At 61.4% G+C, this 22,955-nt stretch carries 20 protein-coding genes; 11 read left to right on the forward strand and 9 right to left on the reverse strand.

Annotated features, from left to right (window positions below; translation table 11 throughout):
• Positions 1 to 33: 33 nt before the first annotated feature.
• Positions 34 to 1,365 (reverse strand): aspartate aminotransferase family protein, encoded by a 1,332-nt coding sequence (locus AACT07_RS06960; RefSeq protein ID WP_064337567.1) that lies wholly within the window; start codon positions 1,363 to 1,365, stop codon positions 34 to 36.
• A 186-nt stretch (positions 1,366 to 1,551) separates the two neighbouring features.
• Between AACT07_RS06960 and AACT07_RS06965 the strand changes: the two genes are divergently transcribed.
• The 6 genes from AACT07_RS06965 (at position 1,552) to AACT07_RS06990 (ending at position 8,066) form a co-directional block, all read left to right on the forward strand.
• A complete protein-coding gene (locus AACT07_RS06965; RefSeq protein ID WP_005339643.1) occupies positions 1,552 to 2,094 on the forward strand; it encodes a cupin domain-containing protein in 543 nt (180 codons plus the stop codon).
• Positions 2,095 to 2,218: 124 nt separating this feature from the next.
• A complete protein-coding gene (locus AACT07_RS06970; RefSeq protein ID WP_069527015.1) occupies positions 2,219 to 3,715 on the forward strand; it encodes an aldehyde dehydrogenase in 1,497 nt (498 codons plus the stop codon).
• A 126-nt stretch (positions 3,716 to 3,841) separates the two neighbouring features.
• Complete coding sequence (locus AACT07_RS06975) at positions 3,842 to 4,012, forward strand: hypothetical protein (protein WP_005341999.1); 171 nt, start codon at positions 3,842 to 3,844, stop codon at positions 4,010 to 4,012.
• A gap of 125 nt (positions 4,013 to 4,137) precedes the next feature.
• Positions 4,138 to 5,034, forward strand: a complete 897-nt coding sequence (gene rarD / locus AACT07_RS06980; protein WP_005356175.1) for an EamA family transporter RarD — start codon at positions 4,138 to 4,140, stop codon at positions 5,032 to 5,034.
• Between the two features lie 180 nt (positions 5,035 to 5,214).
• Positions 5,215 to 6,834, forward strand: coding sequence for a methyl-accepting chemotaxis protein (locus AACT07_RS06985; protein ID WP_069527016.1), 1,620 nt, complete (start codon positions 5,215 to 5,217; stop codon positions 6,832 to 6,834).
• A 122-nt stretch (positions 6,835 to 6,956) separates the two neighbouring features.
• On the forward strand, positions 6,957 to 8,066 hold the full coding sequence (locus AACT07_RS06990; protein ID WP_171902756.1) for a YeeE/YedE thiosulfate transporter family protein: 1,110 nt from the start codon (positions 6,957 to 6,959) through the stop codon (positions 8,064 to 8,066).
• Between the two features lie 79 nt (positions 8,067 to 8,145).
• Here AACT07_RS06990 and ompA read toward each other — a convergent pair whose 3' ends face one another.
• From ompA to ilvG, 6 genes are all read right to left on the reverse strand, one after another.
• Positions 8,146 to 9,240, reverse strand: coding sequence for a porin OmpA (gene ompA, locus AACT07_RS06995; RefSeq protein WP_069527017.1), 1,095 nt, complete (start codon positions 9,238 to 9,240; stop codon positions 8,146 to 8,148).
• A 290-nt stretch (positions 9,241 to 9,530) separates the two neighbouring features.
• Entirely contained in the window at positions 9,531 to 11,051 is a 1,521-nt protein-coding gene (gene ilvA, locus AACT07_RS07000; protein ID WP_069527018.1) for a threonine ammonia-lyase, biosynthetic, read from the reverse strand.
• 3 nt (positions 11,052 to 11,054) lie between these two features.
• Positions 11,055 to 12,896: a dihydroxy-acid dehydratase gene (ilvD, locus tag AACT07_RS07005; protein WP_069527019.1), complete on the reverse strand. Its 1,842-nt coding sequence runs from the start codon at positions 12,894 to 12,896 to the stop codon at positions 11,055 to 11,057.
• A 144-nt stretch (positions 12,897 to 13,040) separates the two neighbouring features.
• The gene (locus AACT07_RS07010) at positions 13,041 to 13,985 is read right to left on the reverse strand and encodes a branched-chain amino acid transaminase (protein ID WP_069527020.1); all 945 of its coding nucleotides are present in this window, start codon (positions 13,983 to 13,985) and stop codon (positions 13,041 to 13,043) included.
• A 12-nt stretch (positions 13,986 to 13,997) separates the two neighbouring features.
• Positions 13,998 to 14,276, reverse strand: coding sequence for an acetolactate synthase 2 small subunit (ilvM, locus tag AACT07_RS07015; RefSeq protein WP_005342011.1), 279 nt, complete (start codon positions 14,274 to 14,276; stop codon positions 13,998 to 14,000).
• Positions 14,273 to 15,919 carry an acetolactate synthase 2 catalytic subunit gene (gene ilvG / locus AACT07_RS07020; RefSeq protein ID WP_069527021.1) on the reverse strand — a complete coding sequence of 549 codons (1,647 nt, stop codon included), beginning with the start codon at positions 15,917 to 15,919 and terminating at the stop codon, positions 14,273 to 14,275. Before ilvG ends, ilvM begins: the two co-directional genes overlap by 4 nt.
• Positions 15,920 to 16,303: 384 nt before the next feature.
• On the opposite strand from ilvG, the gene AACT07_RS07025 reads away from it, so the two are divergent.
• From AACT07_RS07025 to AACT07_RS07035, 3 genes are all read left to right on the forward strand, one after another.
• Positions 16,304 to 17,818, forward strand: a complete 1,515-nt coding sequence (locus tag AACT07_RS07025; RefSeq protein ID WP_069527022.1) for a YifB family Mg chelatase-like AAA ATPase — start codon at positions 16,304 to 16,306, stop codon at positions 17,816 to 17,818.
• Positions 17,819 to 17,944: 126 nt separating this feature from the next.
• Positions 17,945 to 18,844 carry an acyltransferase gene (locus tag AACT07_RS07030; RefSeq protein ID WP_069527023.1) on the forward strand — a complete coding sequence of 300 codons (900 nt, stop codon included), beginning with the start codon at positions 17,945 to 17,947 and terminating at the stop codon, positions 18,842 to 18,844.
• 6 nt (positions 18,845 to 18,850) lie between these two features.
• Positions 18,851 to 19,816, forward strand: coding sequence for an acyltransferase (locus AACT07_RS07035; RefSeq protein ID WP_058056256.1), 966 nt, complete (start codon positions 18,851 to 18,853; stop codon positions 19,814 to 19,816).
• Here the strand turns inward: AACT07_RS07035 and AACT07_RS07040 are convergent.
• Positions 19,741 to 20,247, reverse strand: coding sequence for a DUF523 domain-containing protein (locus AACT07_RS07040; protein WP_069527024.1), 507 nt, complete (start codon positions 20,245 to 20,247; stop codon positions 19,741 to 19,743). The genes AACT07_RS07035 and AACT07_RS07040 overlap by 76 nt on opposite strands.
• Positions 20,244 to 20,894, reverse strand: a complete 651-nt coding sequence (locus tag AACT07_RS07045) for an NUDIX hydrolase (RefSeq protein ID WP_005339607.1) — start codon at positions 20,892 to 20,894, stop codon at positions 20,244 to 20,246. Before AACT07_RS07045 ends, AACT07_RS07040 begins: the two co-directional genes overlap by 4 nt.
• A gap of 74 nt (positions 20,895 to 20,968) precedes the next feature.
• On the opposite strand from AACT07_RS07045, the gene AACT07_RS07050 reads away from it, so the two are divergent.
• Together AACT07_RS07050 and pncB are read left to right on the forward strand one after the other, a co-directional pair.
• The gene (locus AACT07_RS07050; RefSeq protein ID WP_005357452.1) at positions 20,969 to 21,604 is read left to right on the forward strand and encodes a nicotinamidase; all 636 of its coding nucleotides are present in this window, start codon (positions 20,969 to 20,971) and stop codon (positions 21,602 to 21,604) included.
• A gap of 101 nt (positions 21,605 to 21,705) precedes the next feature.
• A complete protein-coding gene (gene pncB / locus AACT07_RS07055; protein ID WP_005342020.1) occupies positions 21,706 to 22,884 on the forward strand; it encodes a nicotinate phosphoribosyltransferase in 1,179 nt (392 codons plus the stop codon).
• The last annotated feature ends 71 nt before the right edge of the window (positions 22,885 to 22,955 follow it).

Raw genomic sequence — 22,955 nt, forward strand, 5'->3', positions numbered from 1 at the left:
CAAGGCCCCGCCAGTGCGGGGCCATCAAATGGGTTAAGGTTGTGCCTGCAGGGCATCCTGCAGCAAGGTGAAGAGATCGTCGATCTGGCTGCGCTCGATGATGAGGGGCGGCGACAGGGCGATGATATCGCCGGTCACCCGGATCAATGCCCCCTTCTCGAAACAGCGGACAAACACCTCATAGGCGCGCTTGCCCGGTGCATCCGGCATCGATTCCAGCTCGATACCCGCCACCAGCCCGTAGTTGCGCACATCCTTCACATGCTTGCAGCCCTTCAGCGAATGGGCCGCCTCCTCCCAGTAGCCAGCCAGATCGGCGGCACGGCTGAGCAGGTTCTCGTTGCGATAGATCTCGAGGGTCGCCAGACCCGCAGCAGCAGCCACCGGATGGCCGGAGTAGGTGTAGCCGTGGAACAGCTCGATAGCTCCCTTGCCTGCCGCCATCATGTCGTCATAAATGTGCTTCTGCACCAGCACCGCGCCCATGGGGATGGCACCGTTGGTCAGCCCCTTGGCGCAGGTGATCATGTCGGGGATGACATCGAACTCCTGGGCAGCGAAGGGGGAGCCGAGGCGACCGAAACCGGTGATCACCTCGTCAAAAATCAGCAGGATGCCGTGCTTGGTGCAGATCTCCCGCAGCCGCTTGAGGTAGCCTTTGGGGGGCATCAGCACGCCGGTACTGCCAGCGATGGGCTCGACGATAACCGCCGCGATATTGCTGGCATCGTGCAGGAAGACGATCTTCTCCAGCTCGTCGGCCAGCGCCACATCCTCCTCGGGCAGCCCTTTGGTGAAGGCGTTCTTGGCGATGTTGAGGGTATGGGGCAGATGATCCACCCCGGTCAGCAGGGAGCCGAACCACTTGCGGTTGCCGGGAATCCCCCCCACCGAGATGCCGCCAAAGCCGACCCCGTGATAGCCACGCTCGCGGCCAATCAGCCGGGTGCGGGTGCCCTGACCGCGAGCCCGTTGCCAGGCCAGCGCGATTTTTAGCGCGGTATCGACCGACTCGGAACCCGAGTTGGTGTAGAAGACGTGGCCAAACCCCTTGGGGGCGATCTCCACCAGCCGGTTGGCCAGCTCAAACGGCAGGGGGTGGCCCATCTGGAAAGTGGGGGCAAAATCGAGGTGGGAAATCTGCTGGGAGACCGCCTCGGCAATCTCGCGCCGACCATGGCCCGCGTTGCAACACCAGAGTCCGGCTGTGCCATCCAGTATCTTGCGGCCATCCTCTGAGTGATAATACATCCCCTCTGCCGACTTCAGGATGCGCGGCGCCGCCTTGAACTGCTGGTTGGCGGTGAACGGCATCCAGAAGGCGGACATGTCGGAGGGCGTATTGATGTCGCTGATCGGTTTCATGGTCACCTCATCCTTAAGGTGTTTAGCAACTGTCGGCCAATGCCTATTAAATTAAACACCTGAATCCATAAAAAAGGGCCCGTTATCGCCCTGTCTGGTGCCACCCCTAGCTAGACGCATCAGCAGGGTGGTATAAGATATTTAACACAATTTTAATAATAGTAAACAGTCAAGGAGTGTCTATAGATGGATATCGGTCACCGCCTCAAGGCGGTTCGCACCAAGGCAGCCCTCTCCCAGCGCGAGCTGGCCAAGCGTTCCGGTGTGACCAACGGATTTATCTCCCAGATCGAGAAAAATCAGGTGAGCCCCTCTGTCGCCTCCCTGCGCAAGGTGCTGGAAGGGATCCCCATGTCGCTAGCCAGCTTCTTCACCGAAGAGACTGAAATGGGCACCGAAGTGATCTTCCGCGCCGCCGATATGCCGGATCTCGGCACGCATCCCATCAGCTACCGGCTGGTCGGGCACAGCCGCGCCAACCGCGCCATCGGCATGTTGCAGGAGGTGCTGCCACCTGGCGCCGACACCGGCGACGACATGCTGAGCCACGAGGGTGAAGAGTGCGGCATCGTCATCAAGGGCGAGGTTGAAGTGACCGTGGGCGAGCAGATCTACCTGCTGGGCGCCGGGGATGGCTACTACTTCGACAGCCGCACCCCCCACCGTTTTCGCAATAGTGGCGAACAGGAGTGCGTGCTGATCTCGGCCAACACCCCCGCCAGTTTCTGACATTCAGACGCGCATCGGCAGGGGGGCAATGTTTAATGAATTGTTACAAGATGGATTTACAAGCGGCAGGATGTTTAGCATATTGATACGCGGAAACTGACTTTTGCCGGTTCAAGGAGTGAACATGAGTGACCTGACCCTGGCCCAGTGGCAACACAAGGCCGCCCATCTGACCCTGCCCTCGCAAGCCTTTATCAACGGCAGCTATCGGGATGCCGTCAATGGCGCCACCTTCGATTGCATCAACCCGGCCAACGGCAAGCTGCTGACCAAGGTGGCAGCCTGCGATGCCGCCGATGCCGAACTGGCGGTACAGGCTGCCCGTGACGCCTTCAACGACAAGCGTTGGAGCGGCCTGCCACCGAAACAGCGCAAGCAGATCCTGCAGCGCTTCGCCGAGCTGATGCGCCTCAACAAGGTTGAGCTGGCGCTGCTGGAGTCGCTGGATATGGGCAAACCCATCGGCGATGCCATGGGCTATGATGCCCCCGCCGCCGCCAACTGCATCGCCTGGAACGCCGAAGCGATCGACAAGATTTACGATCAGGTCGCCCCGGTGGAGGAATCCGCCCTGGCACTGGTGACCCGCGAAGCGCTCGGGGTGGTTGCCGCCATCGTGCCCTGGAACTTCCCGCTGGTGATGGCCTGCTGGAAGCTGGGCCCGGCGCTCGCTACCGGCAACTCGGTCATTCTCAAGCCTTCCGAGAAATCCCCCCTGACCGCCCTGCGTATCGCGGGTCTGGCCAAGGAGGCGGGTATTCCGGACGGTGTGTTCAACGTGCTGCCGGGCTTTGGCCACACCGTGGGCGAGGCGTTGGCCATGCATATGGATGTGGACTGCATCACCTTCACCGGCTCCACCAAGATCGGCAAACATCTGGTGGAGTGCTCCGGCAAGTCCAACCTCAAGCGCGCCTTTATGGAGTGCGGCGGCAAGAGCCCCAACATCATACTGGCGGATGCGCCGGATCTGGACGCAGCGGCCAAGAGCGCCGCTGGCGCCATCTTCTACAACCAGGGCGAAGTGTGTACCGCCGCCTCTCGCCTGCTGGTACAAAACAGCATCAAACCACAATTTATGGAGCGACTGCTGGCCCATGCCCGCGAGTGGATCTCGAGCAACCCGCTCGACCCTGCGACCCGTATCGGCGCCATGGTGGACAACATCCAGATGGAGCAGGTGCTGCGCTATATCGAAATTGGCAAGCAGGAGGGGGCCAAGCTGCTGCTGGGTGGCAATCGCACCAATATGGAGAGTGGCGGCTTCTATATCGAACCCACTATTTTCAACGACGTGACCCCGCAGATGCGCATCTTCCGCGAGGAGATCTTCGGCCCTGTGCTGGCAGTGACCGGCTTCGATACGCTGGAGGAGGCTATCACGCTCGGCAACGACACCGACTATGGCCTGGCGGCGGCGATCTGGACGGCGGATCTCAACAAGGCGGTGAAAGGCTCCCGCGCCCTGCGCGCTGGCACCGTGTTCGTCAACAACTGGGACGGTGGTGACATGACCATGCCATTTGGCGGCTTCAAACAGTCCGGTAACGGTCGCGACAAGTCACTTCATGCGCTGGAGAAGTACACCGAGCTGAAAAGCACCTGGATTCAGCTGGAATAACACGACAAAGCAGCACTATCGGATCAAAAAGGGGGAGAAATCCCCCTTTTGCATTTTTGGCCTTCCATCACCGGGCTCAATCCTTATAATGATAAAAAAGCCAACATGTTAAATATAAAGACAAAAATGCTATTTTTTCTGGGAAGCGTACTTTTTCTGGTGATCGGTTTGCCCCTGCTGTTCTTCGTGCTGGGGCACGGCGAGGCCTACGTGACCTGGGGCCCCTGGATCTCCGCCATCGCCCTGATGTTGTGGCTGTTGATGGACGTCGACAAGATCCGCCGCGGTAAAGGCTGACCGGCCAGTCACCCTCCTCCTTTCCCTCAAACTTCGTTTATTCGCTTCTTTCCCCGCAAAAGGATCGCTACACTGATTTTTTGCGATGTTTTCCCGCATCCAACGCTTCAGTAAAGGTCATCCGCATGCCGCAACAGATCCAGCGTCAGGGCGTCATCTACGCCCTGTGCGCCTATACCCTTTGGGGTATAGCCCCCATCTATTTCAAGACCATCTCTGCCGTCCCGGCCGCCGAGATCCTGACCCACCGGATGATCTGGTCCTGCGTGCTGCTGATGGTACTCACCCTGGCAGGCCGTCAGTGGCACAAGGTGCAGGCGGTGCTGCGCCAGCCAAAAGTGTTGCTCACCCTGGCGTTTACCTCGGTTACCGTCGGCGGCAACTGGCTGCTGTTTATCTGGGCCATCAACAACGGTCACATGCTGGATGCCAGCCTCGGCTACTACATCAACCCGCTGTTCAACGTGCTGCTGGGGATGGTGTTTCTGAGCGAGAAGCTGCGCCGCCTGCAGTGGTGGGCGGTGGCGCTGGCCTTTGCCGGGGTGGCGATCCAGCTTATCGCCTTTGGCTCCTTGCCCTGGATTGCGCTGGTGCTGGCGTCGAGCTTTGCCATCTATGGGCTGGTGCGCAAAAAACTGGCCCTCGATGCCCTCACCGGTCTGCTGATCGAAACTATGATCATGCTGCCGCCAGCGGCCATCTATCTGTGGGGCTTTGCCGACAGCCCCACCAGCCATCTCACCCAGAACGACTGGCACCTCAACCTGCTGCTGATCGCCGCAGGCGCCGTCACCACGGCCCCCCTGCTCTGCTTCACTGCCGCCGCGACCCGGCTCAAGCTCTCCACCCTGGGCTTCTTCCAGTACATAGGCCCCAGCCTGATGTTCATCCTCGCGGTCACCCTCTATGGGGAAGCGCTGGCGATGGACAAACTGCTCACCTTTGCCTGCATCTGGAGTGCGCTGGTGCTGTTCAGTCTGGATGGGCTGCGCAGCGGCAAAGCCGCGCCAAGCCGAACCTGACACCGCCTCACCACCATCGACCCCGGCTCATCAGCCGGGGTTCTTTTTCGTGCCACCAGCGGCCTTCAGACTGCGACTTCCCCTTCTCCAGATCCGACTCGCCATCAACAGACCACACCCGAGTCTCACTATCCCGCCAGAGAGCTATGCTATCCATGAACGGAGCCGAATGGAGGCAACATGCTCAAGCACATTCACGACAGATCCCTGCTTTTTGGTCAGGTTCTGGGGATCATGGTCATTATCACGCTGATCTCCATCAGCTTTTTCGGGCTTTATTCGGTCCGGAGCGCAGCCGATCAGATGGGACAGGGGAAGGATGTGGTAGCCGATATTCTGCCGCCCCCCCTCTACCTCATCGAATCCCAGTTGCAGGTCTACACCCTGCTCCATGCCAAACCGGAGGAGCGGGAGGCCCTGCTGCAAACCCTCGTCCGACTGCAGCAAGAGTTCGAGAGCCGTAACCGCTTCTGGCAAGAGAGCAGCCTGAACGAGCCCCTCAGGGAGCTGCTGCTGGGGGAGCAAAAAGTGCAGGGGGAGCTGTTCTGGCAGTTGCTCAACAACAAGTTTGTCCCCGCCATCAAGGCTGGGGATCTGGCGCAGGCGGGCGCGATTGCGGCACGCCTGCACACCCTCTATAACGCCCACCGGCTAGGGGTGGACGCCACCGTCATCCGCGGTAACGAGTATGCCGCCGAGCAAATGGCCCATCTCGCCAACACAACCCGACTCTGCTACGGCCTGCTGTTGTGCGCCGCACTGCTGGGGGCCGGGCTCATCTTCTGGCTGGGACGCCCCACCCAACAGCGGCTGCTGGCCGCTGGCAAGGCGACCGCCGCTATCGCCGAAGGGGAGTTGAACCGCCCCATGCCAGAGCCGGGGCTTGATGCCATCGGCGAGCTGATCCGCCAGATCGGGGCCATGCGTGACCAGCTGGCAACCCTGGTGGAGTCCCTGCAGCGCAGCGCCAGTACGCTGGATGATCGCGCCACCAGCCTGACCGCCATGGCACAACGGCACACCGATGACAGTCAGGCACAGGTCGGAGCAGCCCAACATATCGAACAGGCCATCGAGCAGCTCACCCACTCCATTCAACAGGCGGGTAGCCAGCTACATCAGGTGGGGGAGCAAACCCTGCAGTCAGCAGAGCGGGCACAAGAGGCGACGATCGCCATCCACACTGTGGAACAGGTGATCGGGGAACAAGTCACGGGAGTGAAGCAGGTCTCCCATACCATTTCGGATCTGGCTGGCCTCTCGCAGCAGATTGCCGGGCTGGCGGGCGCCATTCACGATATTGCGGAGCAGACCAATCTGCTGGCACTGAACGCCGCCATTGAAGCGGCGCGGGCAGGTGAACAGGGGCGCGGTTTTGCCGTGGTGGCCGATGAAGTACGCTCACTGGCGACCCGCACCGGCAGCGCCACCACAGAGATCAACACCATCATCGGCAAGATCCAGGATGTCAGCCTGCGCGCCGCCAGCGAGATGGATACCGAGCTGGCCCGGGTCGAACAGGCGGTCACTCACACGATGACAGCGCGCCAAAGCGTCGCCCAGATCGCGCAGAGCTGCGAGGAGATCAATCAGCGCATCGCTCAGGTCGATCAGTTGATGAGCGATGAGACCCGGCTGGTGCAGGGGATCCACCATCAGGTCGGCGAGATGTCGCGGTTGGCGGCCGAGGCCAACCAGAGCGCCAGTCAGGCCGCCGAAGAGGCGACCATGGTCGCCCAGCACGCCCGCATCCTGACCAGACAGACTCACCACTTCCATCTCGACACCACCCGCCATTGATCCCCGGTGCTGACGGGAGTCAGCGCTCCCCTTTTTCTCTGCACAGGTTAAATGGGTAGCATTAGACTCCATGAGGGAATAGGATCCGCCCCTCTGAAAACCAACTGCAAGGATCAACAGACATGAATCGAAAATGGTCGCTCCCCATCGTGGCAATCGCGGGGGGAGCGTTACTCTGGCTTGGCAACACCTTTGGTATGAAATGGGCTCTGATGGCCCTGATCGGATTCGGCTTCGGCTTCACCCTCTCCTTCAGCCGCTTCGGCATCGTCTTCGGTTGGCGCGAAATGCTGACCAAGCACAACAGTTACTATGTGCGGGTTCACCTGCTCACCATCGCCATCGAAATTCTGCTGTTCACCACCTTCCTCTCCTTTAGCCACGCCCTGTTTGGCGATGCCATGGTGGGTAACGTGATGGCTATCGGCATTCCCTTCATCGTCGGTGCCTTCCTGTTCGGCATCGGCATGCAGCTGGCAGGCGTCTGCGCCACCGGCACTCTTTACTGCTGCGGCGAGGGGCAACCCCGCTTCTGGCTGGTGCTGATCTGCTACGGCATCGGCACCCTTATCAGCAACCAGTTCCGCCCCGAACTGGAGGCTACCTTCTCCAGCCATGTGGTGCTGGCCAAGGATTTGACCGGCAATATCTGGAGCGGCATGCTGCTCAACCTAGCGCTGGTCGCCGCGCTGTTCCTGCTGTTTCGCAACAGCGAACTCAAGCGCACCGGCGAGCTCAAGCCCCTCTTCAGCGGCGGCAACCTGTTCTGGCGCGATGGCCGCTTCACCGTGCTGACCGGCGGCATCATCATCGCCCTGCTCAACTCGTCCGTGGTCGCTCTGCACGGCTCGGCCTGGACCATCACCGGCGCCGTCTATGACATGGCGCTGCGCGGTGCCTCCCTGTTTGGCCTGTTCGAGGGGAACCCGAAACTGGCCCAGCCGCTCTTTATCAACCCCATGGTCGGCATGTTCTGGCTCGGTATTCTGGGGGCCATGCTGGCGCGCTGTTTGAGCGGTGGCGGCACCTTCGCCCCGATGCGGACCGGCAACAGTCTGGCCTCCATCATCGGCGGCCTGTTGATGGGGATGGGAGCCATGTACGCCGCCTGCAACCTCGGCGGCTTCTTCGATGGCACCGCCTCTGGCAGCCTGCACGGCTGGGTCTGGATGCTGATGGCCCTCGCTGGCAGTCTCATCGGCATCCGCCTGCGCCCGCTGTTCGGGCTCTGAGGCACGACATCGTAAACACCCCATAAGAAACGGGAGGCCAAGCCTCCCGTTTTTACATTTATCGATCCCGTTGCTCTGCTTATTGGACAGGCTGGGAGACCCCTTCCAGATGGATTTCTACCCGGCGATCCGGTGCCAGACAGGCGATCAGCTCCTGCTTGGAGCGGCTGGCACAGCTGCTGCCAGTGACCGGATTGGCCTTGCCACGTCCCTCGACTCGTACCTTGTCGGCATACAAGCCTTTGGATACCAGATAGCTGGCCACGCTCTGGGCCCGCTTCTCGGATAGCGCCAGGTTGTAGTTGTCGGAACCGATGCGGTCGGTATAACCGATGACAGTTGCGACACCATCTTTCGGATTGGCCGCCACAATCTGGCTGAACAGGGCATCGAGCGCCTGATTGGCAGCCGGTTTCAGGGTCGCCTTGTTGAACTCGAACAGCACATCGGAACTCAGGCTGAAGGTTTTGGGCTCCACCACGGCTACAGGTGCCGGTTCGGCGGCCGGAGCGGGCGCCGGAGCAGCGACCTCGCCACCTTGCTGACCGAAGCGATAGAGCATCCCGAACGAGATCAGGCCGTTATCCATCTCGATACCGGAGCGATCGAGAGAGGCATCTCCCAGCGGCGTGGTGTACTGGTACTCCAGACGGGCAGCCCAGTCACGATCGATGGCGTATTCGGCACCCAGCGCACCAACGAAGGCAGCGCCATGCTTCTTGCCGGTCTCGCTGGTATTGGCGAAGCTGATCTCGCTATCCGTCCAGGCATAGGCACCGCCCAGTCGGCCATAAAGATCGAGCACATTCGTTGCCGGGAAGCTGATCTTCATGGTGGCCTGAATCATCTGGCCTTTGGCTTCGGTATTGAGGGTATTGGCGCCAGTGCCCGAAGTGGTGTCGTATTTGCCAAGCCAGTCATAGCCCAGCTCGAAGCCCAGATTGGGGTTGAGCTGGTAACCGGCGAACAGGCCCAGACCCAGATCATCCGTGTTCTCGCTGGTATTACCCAACGTCTGGGCAATCGACTCGGCATACTGGTTGTGGTCAACGCCATAGTAATTGGACCAACCGGCCTTGCCACCGACATACCAGGTATTGTCCTGAGCGGCAGCCTGCACGGCTCCGGCCGCCAGCAAACCACTGACCAATACGGCAAGCATGGATTTATTCATATTTTCGCCTCTGCAATAAGTCGTTATGGGCGCCTGAGTGCGCACTCTTCCCTGTGTGAAGCCGTCAGGCGGCCTCTCCGCTATTCAGGGTATCCCATCCGAACGCAGCCTCAAATGACCAAGCCATCAGGAGTGTGAGCTTGCCAGCAATATCCGGCGTAAAAATCACCTGTGTACCTATTCACACTGTTTTGCCAGTTAAACCATGACGTTGCGTCGTACGGAGTGGACCTATCCACACACAGCAATAGAAAAGGGAGGCATAAAGCCTCCCTTGAAGCCCCCCTTGCTCAACTGGCCAGAAACAGCCGGTAGGCGGGGTCGTCGCTCACCTCTTTCCAGCCGTAGCCAATCTCGCGCAGGTAGTCGTGGAAGGCGGCCACGTCCTCGTCCGGCAGCTCGAAGGCGCAGAGCACCCGGCCGTAGTCGGCACCGTGGTTGCGGTAGTGGAACAGGCTGATGTTCCAGCGACAGCCGAGGGTCTCGAGGAAGCGCATCAGGGCACCCGGCTGCTCCGGAAACTTGAAGCTGTAGAGACGTTCACCAAGGGGCCGGGCCGGGCGGCCGCCAATCATATAGCGCACATGATTCTTGGCCAGCTCGCTCTCGGTCATGTTGACCACCGGATAGCCGTTGCCGCCGAGCTGATCGATGATCTGGCCCAGCTCCTCGTCACCACCGGTGAGGCGCACCGAGACGAACAGCGACGCCTGCTCGGCATCGGCGTAGCGATAGTTGAACTCGGTCACCATGCGCGGCCCGAGCTGACGGCAGAAGTCGAGGAAGGCCCCCTTGCGCTCGGGGATGGTCACCGCCAGCATGCCCTCGCGCTTCTCGCCAATCTCGCAGCGCTCCGACACGTAGCGCAGGCTGTGGAAGTTGACGTTGGCACCGGACAGAATGGCCGCCATCCGGCCACCCTTGACCTGCTCCCGCTCGCTGTAGGCCTTGAGGCCCGCCAGCGACAGGGCCCCCGACGGTTCGGCAATGGCGCGGCAGTCGTCGAAGATGTCTTTCAGTGCGGCGCAGATCTGGTCGTTGGAGACGGTCACCACCTCGTCCAGATACTGGTTGCACAGGCGGAAGGTCTCCTCGCCGATGCGCTTGACCGCCACCCCGTCGGCAAACAGCGAGACCCGCTCCAGATTGACCGGCTCGCCAGCCGCCAGCGCGGCCTTGAGGCAGGCAGACCCTTCAGCCTCCACCCCGATCACCTTCACATCCGGCAGCAGCTGCTTGATATAGACCGCCACCCCGGCGGCCAACCCGCCCCCCCCCACCGGCACGAATACGTGGGTGAGGTGGGTATCCTGCTCCAACAGCTCCTTGCCGATGGTGCCCTGCCCGGCGATCACCTCAACGTCGTCAAACGGCGGGATCAGGGTGTAGCCCTCAAGCGTGGAGAGGCGGCGACTCTCGCCATAGGCCTCGTCGAAGCTGTTGCCGAACAGCATTACGTTGCCGCCCTGACGGCGTACCGCATCGATCTTGATATCCGGCGTGGTCTTGGGCATCACGATGATCGCCTTGATGCCGAGCTTGGCGGCAGACAGGGCGACCCCCTGCGCGTGGTTGCCGGCAGAGGCGGCGATAACGCCGCGTGCCTTCTGCTCCTCAGTCAGGGTGGCAATCTTGTGATAGGCGCCGCGCAGCTTGAAGGAGTGGACCGGTTGCAGATCCTCCCGCTTCAGGCTGACGTGGTTGCCGAGCCGCTCGGAGAGTTTCTTCAGGGTTTGCAAGGGGGTGACCCGCGCCGCCTCGTAGACGGGAGAGAGCAACACCTTGCGTAGATAATCCGCCGCAGAGACCATGATTTATTCCCCCAGCATCGAGCGATCGCGAACCGCGCCTTTATCGGCGCTGGTGGCGAACATGGCGTAGGCACGCAGGGCAAAGGAGACCTGGCGCTGACGATCGAGCGGCTTCCAGCCACGGGCTTCCACGGCAACGCGGCGGGCAGCCAGCACGCTGTCGGCCACCTCCAGCACCATGCTGCGGGCCGGGATGTTGATGCTGATGATGTCGCCATCCTCCACCAGACCGATAGTGCCGCCGGAAGCAGCTTCCGGCGAGACGTGGCCGATGGAGAGACCCGAAGTACCGCCGGAGAAACGGCCATCGGTGATCAGGGCGCACGCCTTGCCCAATCCCATGGATTTCAGATAGGTGGTGGGGTAGAGCATCTCCTGCATGCCCGGCCCCCCTTTCGGCCCTTCGTAGCGGATCACCACTACCTCGCCTGCTTTCACGGTACCATCGAGGATGCCGTTCACCGCGCTCTCCTGACTCTCGAACACCCGGGCCGGACCACGGAAGGTGAGGTTCTCCTCATCTACCCCGGCAGTCTTGACGATGGCACCGTTGACCGCGAGGTTGCCAGAGAGCACCGCCAGGCCGCCCTCCTGGCTGTAAGCGTTGTCCAGCGAGCGGATGCAGCCTTCGGCGCGGTCCAGATCCAGCTCTGGCCAGCGACAATCCTGACTGAACGCCTTGGTGGTGCGGATGCCGGCCGGACCAGCTCGGTAGAAGTCCACCACCTCCTGACTCGGCTGGCGGCTGACGTCATATTCATCGAGCTGCTCGACGAGAGAGCAACCCAGCACGGTACGGGTATCCCCATGCACCAGACCCGCTTTTTCCAGCTGGCCCAGAATGGCGACCACGCCGCCGGCACGGTGCACATCTTCCATGTGATATTTCTGGGTGGAGGGCGCCACCTTGCACAGTTGCGGCACCTTGCGGGACATGCGGTCGATATCAGCCATGGTGAAGTCGACGCCCGCCTCCTGCGCTGCCGCCAGCAGGTGCAGCACGGTATTGGTAGAGCCGCCCATGGCGATATCGAGCGCCATGGCGTTCTCAAATGCCGCCTTGGTGGCGATATTGCGCGGCAGTGCCGAGGCATCGTCCTGCTCATACCAGCGCTTGGCCAAAGTCACGATGCGCTGACCCGCCAGCTTGAACAGTTGCTCGCGGTCGCTGTGGGTTGCCAGCATTGAGCCGTTGCCCGGCTGGGAGAGGCCAAGCGCCTCTGTCAGGCAGTTCATGGAGTTGGCGGTAAACATGCCGGAGCAGGAGCCGCAGGTGGGGCAAGCACTGCGTTCCACCTGTTCGCTCTGGGCATCGGAGACCTTGGGGTCGGCGCCCTGGATCATGGCGTCTACCAGATCCAGCTTGATGATCTGGTCGGAGAGCTTGGTCTTGCCCGCTTCCATCGGGCCGCCGGAGACGAAGATCACCGGAATGTTGATGCGCAGGGCCGCCATCAGCATCCCCGGGGTGATCTTGTCGCAGTTGGAGATACAGACCATGGCGTCGGCGCAGTGGGCGTTGACCATATACTCCACCGAGTCGGCAATCAGCTCGCGCGACGGCAGGGAGTAGAGCATGCCGCCATGGCCCATGGCGATGCCGTCATCTACGGCGATGGTGTTGAACTCCTTGGCCACCCCGCCAGCGGCTTCAATCTCGCGCGCCACCAGCTGACCCAGATCCTTGAGGTGGACGTGGCCCGGCACGAACTGGGTGAAGGAGTTGACCACGGCGATGATGGGTTTGCCGAAATCCTGATCGGTCATTCCGGTGGCACGCCACAGGGCGCGAGCCCCGGCCATGTTACGTCCGTGGGTGGTGGTGGCGGATCTCAACTTCGGCATTGTCTCTACTCCCTGAATGCCCATATGGGCTCGATGCGTTATGCGGTGATGATACGAGTGGATCGGAATCGATCCTGGTGAAGGCTCCTCTGGGAAGCGCTCACCGGAAGCGACTCGGGGAGGCATGGAGCCTCCCCTCTCTCATCAGTCGTTGACGGGCGTCAGCCAGCCCCACTTGTCCTCGGTCTGGCCATTGAACAGGCCGAAGAAGGCGTTTTGCAGCTGCTCGGTCACCGGGCCACGGCTGCCAGCGCCCACCTTCATCCGATCGACGGAGCGCACCGGGGTCACCTCGGCGGCGGTGCCGGTCATAAAGATTTCATCTGCGACATAGAGCGCCTCGCGGGGCAGCGCCTGCTCACGCACCTCGTAACCCAGATCACGGGCCAGCGTCATGATGGTGTCGCGGGTGATGCCGGGCAGGATGGCAGCAGTAGCAGGCGGGGTAAACAGCACGCCATTCTTCACCAGGAACAGGTTCTCCCCCGCCCCTTCGCTCAGGTAGCCGTTCACATCCAGCGCCAGCCCCTCGGCAAAGCCGTTGCGCTTGGCCTCGCGGCTGATCAGCTGGGATGACAAATAGTTGCCACCCGCCTTGGCGCCGGTGGGGATGGTGTTGGGAGCGAGCCGGTTCCATGAGGTGACACAGACATCCACCCCGTTTTTCAGCCCCTCTTCCCCCAGATAAGCGCCCCAAGGCAGGGCTGCCACCATCAGATCAGCCTTGGCATCCAGCGGCGGATGCAGCCCCAGCCCCACGTTGCCGACAAAGGCCAGCGGGCGCAGGTAGCCGCTCTTCAGGCCGTTCTCGCGCACCACGGTGCGGCAGGCTTCATTCACTTCGGACTCGCTGTAGGGGACGTCCATCCAGTAAATCTTGGCGGAGTCGAACAGGCGGCGGGTGTGCTCCTGCAGACGGAAGATACAGGTTCCTTTGGGGGTATCGTAGGCGCGCACACCCTCAAACACCGAGGAGCCGTAGTGCAGGGCGTGGCTCATCACGTGCACCTGAGCATCTTGCCAGGGCACCAGTGTGCCGTTGAACCAGATGTACTTTGGTTGAGAGGCTGATTGGGAAGGCTGTGACATTGGCTTGGCTCCTTAAGCTCTGATCCGGGGTTGCTGTTCCAGTGCATCGACCCGGGAGACGTCCACCAGCTTCACCAGCTGGCTCCACAACTGCTGGATGGGACGCACCGACTCGACAGTAACCGTGATCCGCAGCTGTTGGCAATCCTGCTCCATATTAAGGGCGCAGAGATTGAAACCGCGGTGACGCACCACCCGCAGCACCCGCTCCATCACTTCGGGTCTGGGCTGGGCGTGGATATGCAGGGTGTGTTGTGCAAATGCTGGCTGGGCAAGGGTGTGCGGGTTCATGGGCGTTGCTCCATCATCTGGTGGTTGGCGACTCCCGGCGGAACCAGGGGCCAGACGTTTTCTTCCTCTGAAATGGCCACATGCAGCAGGTAGGCACTCTCGCTTGCCAGCAGGCGATCGAGGGCACCGGCTATCTGCTCCTTGTATGTGATGGTCTCGCCCGGAATGCCGAAGGCGGCAGCCAGGGCGACGAAATCGGGGTTGTCGGAGAGGATGGTCTCGCTGTAGCGGCCGTCGAAGAACAGCTCCTGCCACTGGCGCACCATACCGAGGCGCTGATTATCCAGCAGCACCATCTTCACCTTGAGCTGGGCGCGGCGGATGGTGCCAAGCTCCTGCACATTCATCATGAAAGAGCCGTCACCGCTCACCAGTACCACTTCATCCTCCGGACGCGACATCTTGGCGCCGATGGCGGCGGGCAGACCAAAGCCCATGGTGCCGAGACCGGCGCTGGAAAGGTGGTTGCGTGGGCTGGTGAAGCGCATGTGTTGGGCGACCCACATCTGGTGCTGACCCACATCGCAGGCCACCACGCTGCTCTCCAGCAGCCGGGCAGAGAGCTGCTTGAGCAGAGCCGGGGCATAGATGGCCTGACCAGGATGGTCGTAGCGAAACGCATATTCACGGGCCATGGCGGCACAGTGTTCACGCCAGGGGGCAATGTCGAGAGTCATGGCGAGGCGCGGCAGCACCTGTTTGAGATCCGTGGTGATACCCACCTCGGCAGCGCGGCGCTTGCCGAACTCGGCAGCATCCACATCGAGATGGATCACCTTGGCCTCGGGAGCGAACTCTTCCAGCTTGCCAGTCACCCTGTCGTCGAAACGGGCACCCACCACCAGCAGCAGATCGCACTGCTGCACCGCGTAGTTGGCGGCCTTGGTGCCGTGCATGCCGAGCATGCCGAGATAAACGGGGCTGTCGGGGTCGAGTGCACCGATCCCCTTGAGGGTGGTGACCGCAGGCATGCCGGTGACGGCGGCAAAGTCACGCAGCTGCTGCTCGGCATTGGCCATGCCTACCCCGCCACCGACGTAGAGTACCGGGCGCTCGGCAGCAGCGATCAGAGTGCGGGCTGCGGTCAGTTCCGAGGGGTTGAGCGCCTCCGGCTCTTCCACTGCAAACAGCGGGCTCTGGGCAGGCACCGCGGCCAGTTGCACATCCTTGGGGAGATCGATCAGCACAGGGCCGGGGCGACCTTCGGTGGCGATAGCGAAAGCTTCTGCCAGCACGCGCCCCAGATCGGCGGCATCCGTCACCATGAAGGAGTGCTTGGTACAGGAGAGGGACATGCCGAGCACGTCGACCTCCTGAAACGCATCGGTGCCGATGGCGGAACAGGGCACCTGACCGCTGATGGCCACCAGCGGCACCGAATCGAGCAGCGCCTCCGCCAGACCGGTCACCAGATTGGTGGCGCCGGGGCCGGAGGTGGCGATGCAGACGCCCACCTGACCAGAGGCGCGGGCATAACCAACCGCAGCCATGGCGGCGCCCTGCTCGTGGCGGCAGAGCTGATGGGCCAGACCACCGTCATACAGAGCATCGTAGACCGGCATGATGGCCCCGCCCGGGTAACCAAACACCTGGGTCACACCCTGTTTCTTGAGAGCCTGTACCAAAAACTGCGCGCCGTTCATGTGGAAAATCCTGTCCTTTGGTCGAAAAAAAACCCCCGAGCTGTGAGGCTCGGGGGTCGCTTGTTTCGTTCTGTCCGGTGGTGGGTCTATCCCTTGTTCCGTACAGCTAAACGAGCCCCGAGCGGTGAGATAATAATCACCACTAGGACCACAATAATGCTGACGAAACGGGAGGCCATGTTCATAGTTACAACCGGAAATCCTGTGAAATTGGGGCGATTTTCACCGCGAATGGCTATTAGAACTAGCACGGTGATTTTTATTGGGCAAGACTTTTTTCTGTGACAACCCACTGATTTTGGCTATTCCCCAGCCGGAACTTTGGAATAAAAAACCAACAACAAGCAGTTAGTCAGAACATATATCAACTCAAGGACGGGATTTATGTCATTAGCTGTGGTTTATAGCCGTGCCAGCCTCGGGATCGCGGCCCCGCAAGTTACGGTGGAAGTTCACCTCTCCAACGGCCTGCCCGCCTTCAATATGGTCGGCCTACCAGAAACCTCGGTGAAGGAGTCGCGAGATCGGGTCCGCAGCGCCCTGCTCAACGGCAATTTCGAGTTCCCGAGCAAACACATCACAGTCAATCTGGCCCCCGCTGATCTGCCCAAGGAGGGAGGCCGTTTTGATCTGGCTATCGCTATCGGCATTCTCGCCGCTTCCAAGCAGATACCGGCAAAATATCTGCTCGATCACGAATTTTTAGGCGAGTTGGCCCTGACCGGCGAGATCCGGCCCGTACTAGGGGTGCTGCCCGCCGTGCTCGCCTGCCGGGATGCGGGGCGCACCCTGCTGGTACCGCGAGAGAACGGCCCGGAAGCGTCCCTCATTCAGGATGCCGAGGTGCGCACCGCCCACCAGTTGCTGGCCGTCACCGCCTGGCTGGCGGGTCAGTACGAACTGCCGCTGCCGGCCCCCCAAAGCTCGGAGAGCCTGCCCGACGTACCAGATCTGCAGGATGTTATCGGCCAGTCTCAGGCCAAGCGGGCGCTGGAGATCGCCGCCGCCGGCAGCCACAACCTGCTGTTCATCGGCCCGCCCGGCACCGGCAAGAGCATGCTGGCGAGCCGATTGCCCGGCATCTTGCCGCCGCTCAGCGAGCAGGAGGCGCAGCAGACCGCCGCAATCCACTCCATCGGTGGCCTCACCCCGCGCGCCGGTCACTGGCACCACAGACCCTATCGCACGCCCCACCACAGTGCCTCAGCGGTGGCGCTGGTGGGCGGTGGCAGCCACCCGCGGCCCGGCGAAATTTCGCTGGCCCACAACGGGGTGCTGTTTCTCGACGAACTGCCCGAATTCGAGCGCAAGGTGCTCGACTCCCTGCGTGAGCCGCTGGAGACGGGCCACATCACCATCAGCCGGGCCGCCCGCCAGGTGGATTTTCCCGCCCGCTTCCAGCTGGTCGGCGCCATGAATCCCAGCCCCTGTGGCCACTATGGCGACGGCCAGACCCGCTCCAGCCCGGATCAGATCTTGCGCTACCTCGGCAAGCTCTCCGGCCCCTTTCTCGACCGCTTCGACCTGACAGTTGAGGTGCCGCAGCTGCCCAAGGGGAGCCTGACCGGCAAGGCGGAGCGGGGGGAGTCGAGCCAGCAGATCCGCGATCGGGTGCTGGCGGCGCGAGAGCGCATGCTGAGTCGTAACGGCAAGCTCAACAACCTGCTGGATAGCCGTGAGATAGAGGATATTTGCCGCTTATCACCGCAAGATGCCGAATTTTTGGAGAACGCCATCCAGAAGCTGGGGCTCAGCATCCGGGCCTGGCATCGCATCCTGCGGGTGTCACGCACCATCGCCGATCTGGCCGGGCAACCCGCCATCGGCAAGGAGCATCTTATCGAGGCGCTCGGTTATCGCGCCATGGACAGGCTGCTGTCGCGATTGCGCAGCAGCTGACAGAAGGGAAAGGGTGAGTCCAACCCCGTAACGGCTCTGAATGGTCTCACGGGCAATCGGCTGATATTATGGCCACAGATCTGACCACTTGATGGCCCTTTATCGACAGCAAGACGGACCCGACTCATGCCCAACAAGCTGACAGAGCGACTGCGCGGCAGCCTCTCCACCCTGCTCTATTTTTTCAACACCCTCTTCTGGTTTGTCCCCATCTTCTCGCTGGGTCTGCTCAAGCTCCTGCTCCCCCTCAAGGGGTGGCGCACCCTCTGCAACTGGCTGCTCGATAGCTGTGCCAGCTGCTGGATCGGTTTCAACAATCTGATCCAGAAAACCATCATCAAAACCCCTTTCGAGGTGGTCGGAGTGGACAAAGGGCGCCGGAATGAGTGGTATATGGTGATTGCCAACCATCAATCCTGGGTCGACATACTGGTATTGCAGCGGGTTTTTAACCAAAAAATCCCCTTCCTGAAGTTTTTCCTCAAGAAAGAGCTGATTTGGGTACCTTTTCTCGGTCTGGCATGGTGGGCGCTCGACTTCCCCTTCATGCGGCGATATTCCAGGAAATTTCTGGAAAAGCATCCCCATCTGAAGGGAAAAGACATAGAAACAACCCGTAAAGCCTGTGCCAGGTTCCGCCACATTCCAGTGAGTGTGATGAACTTCGTCGAAGGCACCCGCTTCACCAAGGGCAAACATCAGAAGCAGGGTTCGCCCTATCGTCACCTGCTCCAACCGAAAGCAGGCGGCATCGCCTTTACCCTGGCAGCCATGGGTGACCAGTTGCATCAACTGGTGGATGTCACTATCGCCTATCCGGACGGCATCCCCAGCTACTGGGACTTCATGTGTGGCCGGGTCGGGCAAATCAAGGTTCAGGTCCGCTATTTGCCGATCGACCGCAAGCTGGTGGGGGATTACTTCAATGACCCCGAGTTCCAACAAGAGTTTCAACAGTGGTTGAACGGGATCTGGCACGAAAAGGACCAGACCCTGAGCCAACTGCTGGCAACCAAGGCGCAGTAAACATTCATGCTATCCCTGCTTCCCGGCCCGCTGGTGCTGATCATCAGCGCGGGCCTGACCATCCTTTTCACCGCCTTGTGCGCCAGCCTGATCCTGCTGGTGTCGCTGGCCAAACTAGTACTGCCGATCCCGGCCTTTGGCCGCGCCTGCAGCCGCCTCAACAACCGCTTCATGCGTCTGTGGCTGGCCTGCAATGCGCTGGTGATCCGCCTCACCACCCGTATTGACTGGCAGGTAGAGGACAATACCAAGCTGCGCAAGGATGGCTGGTATCTCATCATCAGCAACCATATGAGCTGGACCGATATCGTGGTGCTCGGCCACCTGTTCCGCGATAGGCTGCCGGTGCCCAAGTTCTTCATGAAGCACGAGCTCATCTACATCCCGCTGCTGGGGCTCGCCTGCTGGGGGCTCGATATGCCCTTTATGCGCCGCTATTCGAGAGAGTTTCTGTTAAGAAATCCCCATCTGCGCGGCAAGGATATCGAGACCACCCGCAACGCCTGCGAGAAGTTTCGCCACATCCCCACTACCGTCATCAACTTCGTGGAAGGAACCCGCTTCACCGAGCAGAAACGGGATGCGGCCCGCTCCCGCTATCGTCACCTGATGCCGCCCAAGGCGGCAGGACTGGCCTTTACACTGGCGGCCATGGGCGAGCAGTTCGACAGCCTGATCAACGTCACCATCCGCTATCCGGACAACGCCGAGACCCCGTTCAAGGACTTCCTGATGGGACGGGTAAAACGCATTCAGGTGCGGATTGAGGAGCTGCCGGTGAATGAGCAGCTGATTGGAGATTACTTCAACGACAAGCAGTTCAAGCGCGGTTTTCAGGAGTGGCTAAACCAGCGCTGGCAGGAGAAGGACGAGGTGCTGGAGGGGTGGCAGAGCGGTCAGTCACCGCTGCCAGTTGCCGCCAAATCCGGGGAGGAATCCAAAGAGAGTGCCGAGGCCAACTCGGCCAACTGATCTTCGGAAAAGACTGCAATCCCGTGGCGGCGCAGCAGGGCAGTGGTCTTGCCCTCGCCCGCCACAGAAACACCTTCGAAGCGGCCGTTATAGATACGGCCGCTACCACATGAGGGGCTCCCCTCTTTCAGCAGGGCGAAGCGAATGCCCTGCGTCTGACAGATTTCCAGCGCCAGCTCGGCGCCGCGATCAAACTCGGCAGTCACATCCAGTCCGCTCGCCGTCACTACGCGCTCGCCCTGCCGCTCGGCAGGAGGGCGCGGGGTCGGCAAACCGCCAGCCACTTCGGGGCAAAACGCCAGCGCCCGCCCCTCGGCACCCAGCTCACTCAGCCAGTCGCTGACGATCCCCTTGCTCTGACCGTCGTAACGCACCGGCTGACCCAGCAAGCAGGCACTCACCAGCACCTTGTGCACGCTGGTATCACTCATGCTTCCGCTCCATGCATCACTTGATCGAACATCACGCAGCAGGGGCTCTCCAGCCGGTAGAGGATGGCGGGACGCTGTTTGCCGGTGCGCTTGCGGCCGGTATCCACCAGAATGTCGGCGCGATGGATCCGCTTGCGAAATGCCGCCGTATTCATGGGTGTTTGCAGGATGATTTCAAAGGCGCGCTGCACCTCGGAGAGGGTGAACTCGGGCCCCAGCAGTTGTAGCGGCAGGGTGCTGTAACGGCTCTTGATCCGCAGCCGCTCCAGCCCCTTGGCGATGAGCTGAACATGGTCGAAGGCGAGGCTCAGCCCCGGCAGGTTGGCGAGTGGATGCCAGCAGCCGTGGATCGCTTCCACTTCCGGATCCACAAGGCAGAGATAGACCAGGGTCGTGGACCAGCCGCGGGGATCCCGCTCCAGATTGCCGAGGGTGCAGACCTGCTCGCTGTAGCAGTGACCGAGCCCCCACTCCGCCAGCAGACGGCGCTGGGCGGCATCCAGATCCCGATCCCGGGTCTCGTCGATGCGCAGCGCAGGCAGTTGCCAGCAGTGGGCAAAGGGGGGGCGATCGCGGGTCTCGAGCAGCAGCTCGAGCCGCTCCTCATGCAACCGCAGCACCACCATATCCAGACTCATTCTCAGCATGCCGATCGCCCTGCTCGCCTTCCATTAATGTTTGGTAGATAATATCACACGAATAGTATGTGCAGGAGCCAATCATGGGAACCGTCGCCAGCCTGGATATTGATGCGCAGAAGGGCTTTACCCCCCTCTGCCCGAACGAACTGCCCGTTGCGGGCGGTGATGATATTGTGGCTGCGCTCAACGCTCAGGCCACCCTCGCCACGCTGCGGATCGGCAGCAAGGACTCTCACCCCGCCAATGCCGACTGGGCCGTTTCTGACCCCGCCGGCATGCTGCTGCCGCTGGATCTGCCCAACGCCGACCTCACCTGGCCGGTGCACTGCGTACCGGGCAGCAAAGGCTTCGAGCTGCTCGACGGCCTGCCCGCTCCCATCGACTATGACTTCTTCGTCTGGAAGGGGGTCGAACCGGATCTCCATCCCTACGGCACCTGCTTCCACGACCTGGCCGAACGGCGCAGCACCGGACTCATCGAATTCCTGCAAGCCCGCAAGGTCGATACCGTACTGGTCGGCGGCCTTGCCACCGACTACTGTGTCAAAACCAGCGTGCTGCAACTGCGCCGCGCCGGTTTCCGGGTAATCGTCCATCTCGACGCCTGCCGTGGCATCGCCCCCGCGACGGTTGCCAGCGCCCACACCCAGATGATCGAGGCAGGGGCCGAACTGGCCCAGACCCTGATCGATGTACAACGCCTGCTGGACGCCTGATATGCCACCGATTCTTACCAGCCTTCTCGACACCGACGCCTGCACGTTACATATGCGGCAGGGGAGCTCCATCGTGCTCACCAGTCTGCGAGGAGCCTGATATGCCCCCAATCCTCACCAGCCTGCTCGACACCGACGCCTACAAGCTGCATATGCAGCAGGCGGTGTTCCATCGCTATCCGGATGCCGAGGTGGTGGCCGAGTTTCACAGCCGCAATGAAGAGGATCTGCTGCCCATGATGGGGCAGATCGAGGAGCAACTGCGCCTCGCCGGCTCCCTGCGACTGACCAGGCCAGAGCTCGATTTTCTGGCCGAGCGTCCCTTCTTCACTCCTGACTACCTCGACCACCTGCGCCGCAAGCCGCTCGACGCCTCCCTGCTCAAGGTGTTCGAGCAGGATGGCCGCATCAATGTGCGGGTCGAGGGCCCCTGGCAGGATGTGATCCTGTGGGAAATCCCGGTGCTTGCCATCATCAGCGAGATGCGTAACCGCTTCCGCTACCCCCAGTTCGGCGTCAGCCATGCGCTGGAGCGGCTCGATCAGAAGATCGACAAGCTGGAGAAGGAGCTGAGCAGCGACGAGATGAGCGAGTTCAACCTCATCGACTTCGGCACCCGCCGCCGCTTCTCCCATGCGGTACAGGATGCGGTAGTGGGTCGCCTCAAGGAGCGGCTGCCGGCGTTTCGCGGCACCAGCAACTACATGCTGGCCCAGAAGTACAAGCTGCCCGCGGTCGGCACCCAGGCCCATGAGTGGTTCCAGGCGCACCAGCAACTCGGCTTCCCGCTGGAGCACAGCCAGCGCGCTGCCCTCACCAGCTGGCTGGACGAGTTCACCGACCATCTCGGTATCGCCCTGACCGACTGCATCACCATGGATGCCTTCCTGCGGGACTTCGACTTCGAGCTGGCCAGCAGCTATCAGGGCTTGCGCCACGACTCCGGCGATCCCGTGGTGTGGGGCGAGAAGGCGATCAGCCACTATCAGCGGCTCGGCATCGACCCCACCGACAAGACCCTGGTCTTCTCCGACGGGCTCAACCTCGACAAGGCGGTGCAGCTGTTCCGTCACTTCCGTGGCCGCATCAACACCAGCTTCGGCATCGGCACCAAGCTCACCTGCGATCTGCCCGGCGTCAGCCCGATGAACATCGTCTTCAAGCTGATCGAGTGCAATGGCGGCCCGGTTGCCAAGATCTCCGATAGCCCGGGCAAGACCCTCTGCCGGGATGCGGAGTTTATCCGCAACCTCAAACAGGCGTTCCACGTCGGGGTCTGATCTTCCCGAACACCAGAAAACAAAAAGCCCGCCGGTTCACACCGGCGGGCTTTTTTATCGACTCTGTCCCG

This window comes from Aeromonas sp. ANP5 (assembly GCF_963870295.1).
GTDB classification, from domain to species: Bacteria; Pseudomonadota; Gammaproteobacteria; order Enterobacterales; family Aeromonadaceae; genus Aeromonas; species Aeromonas veronii.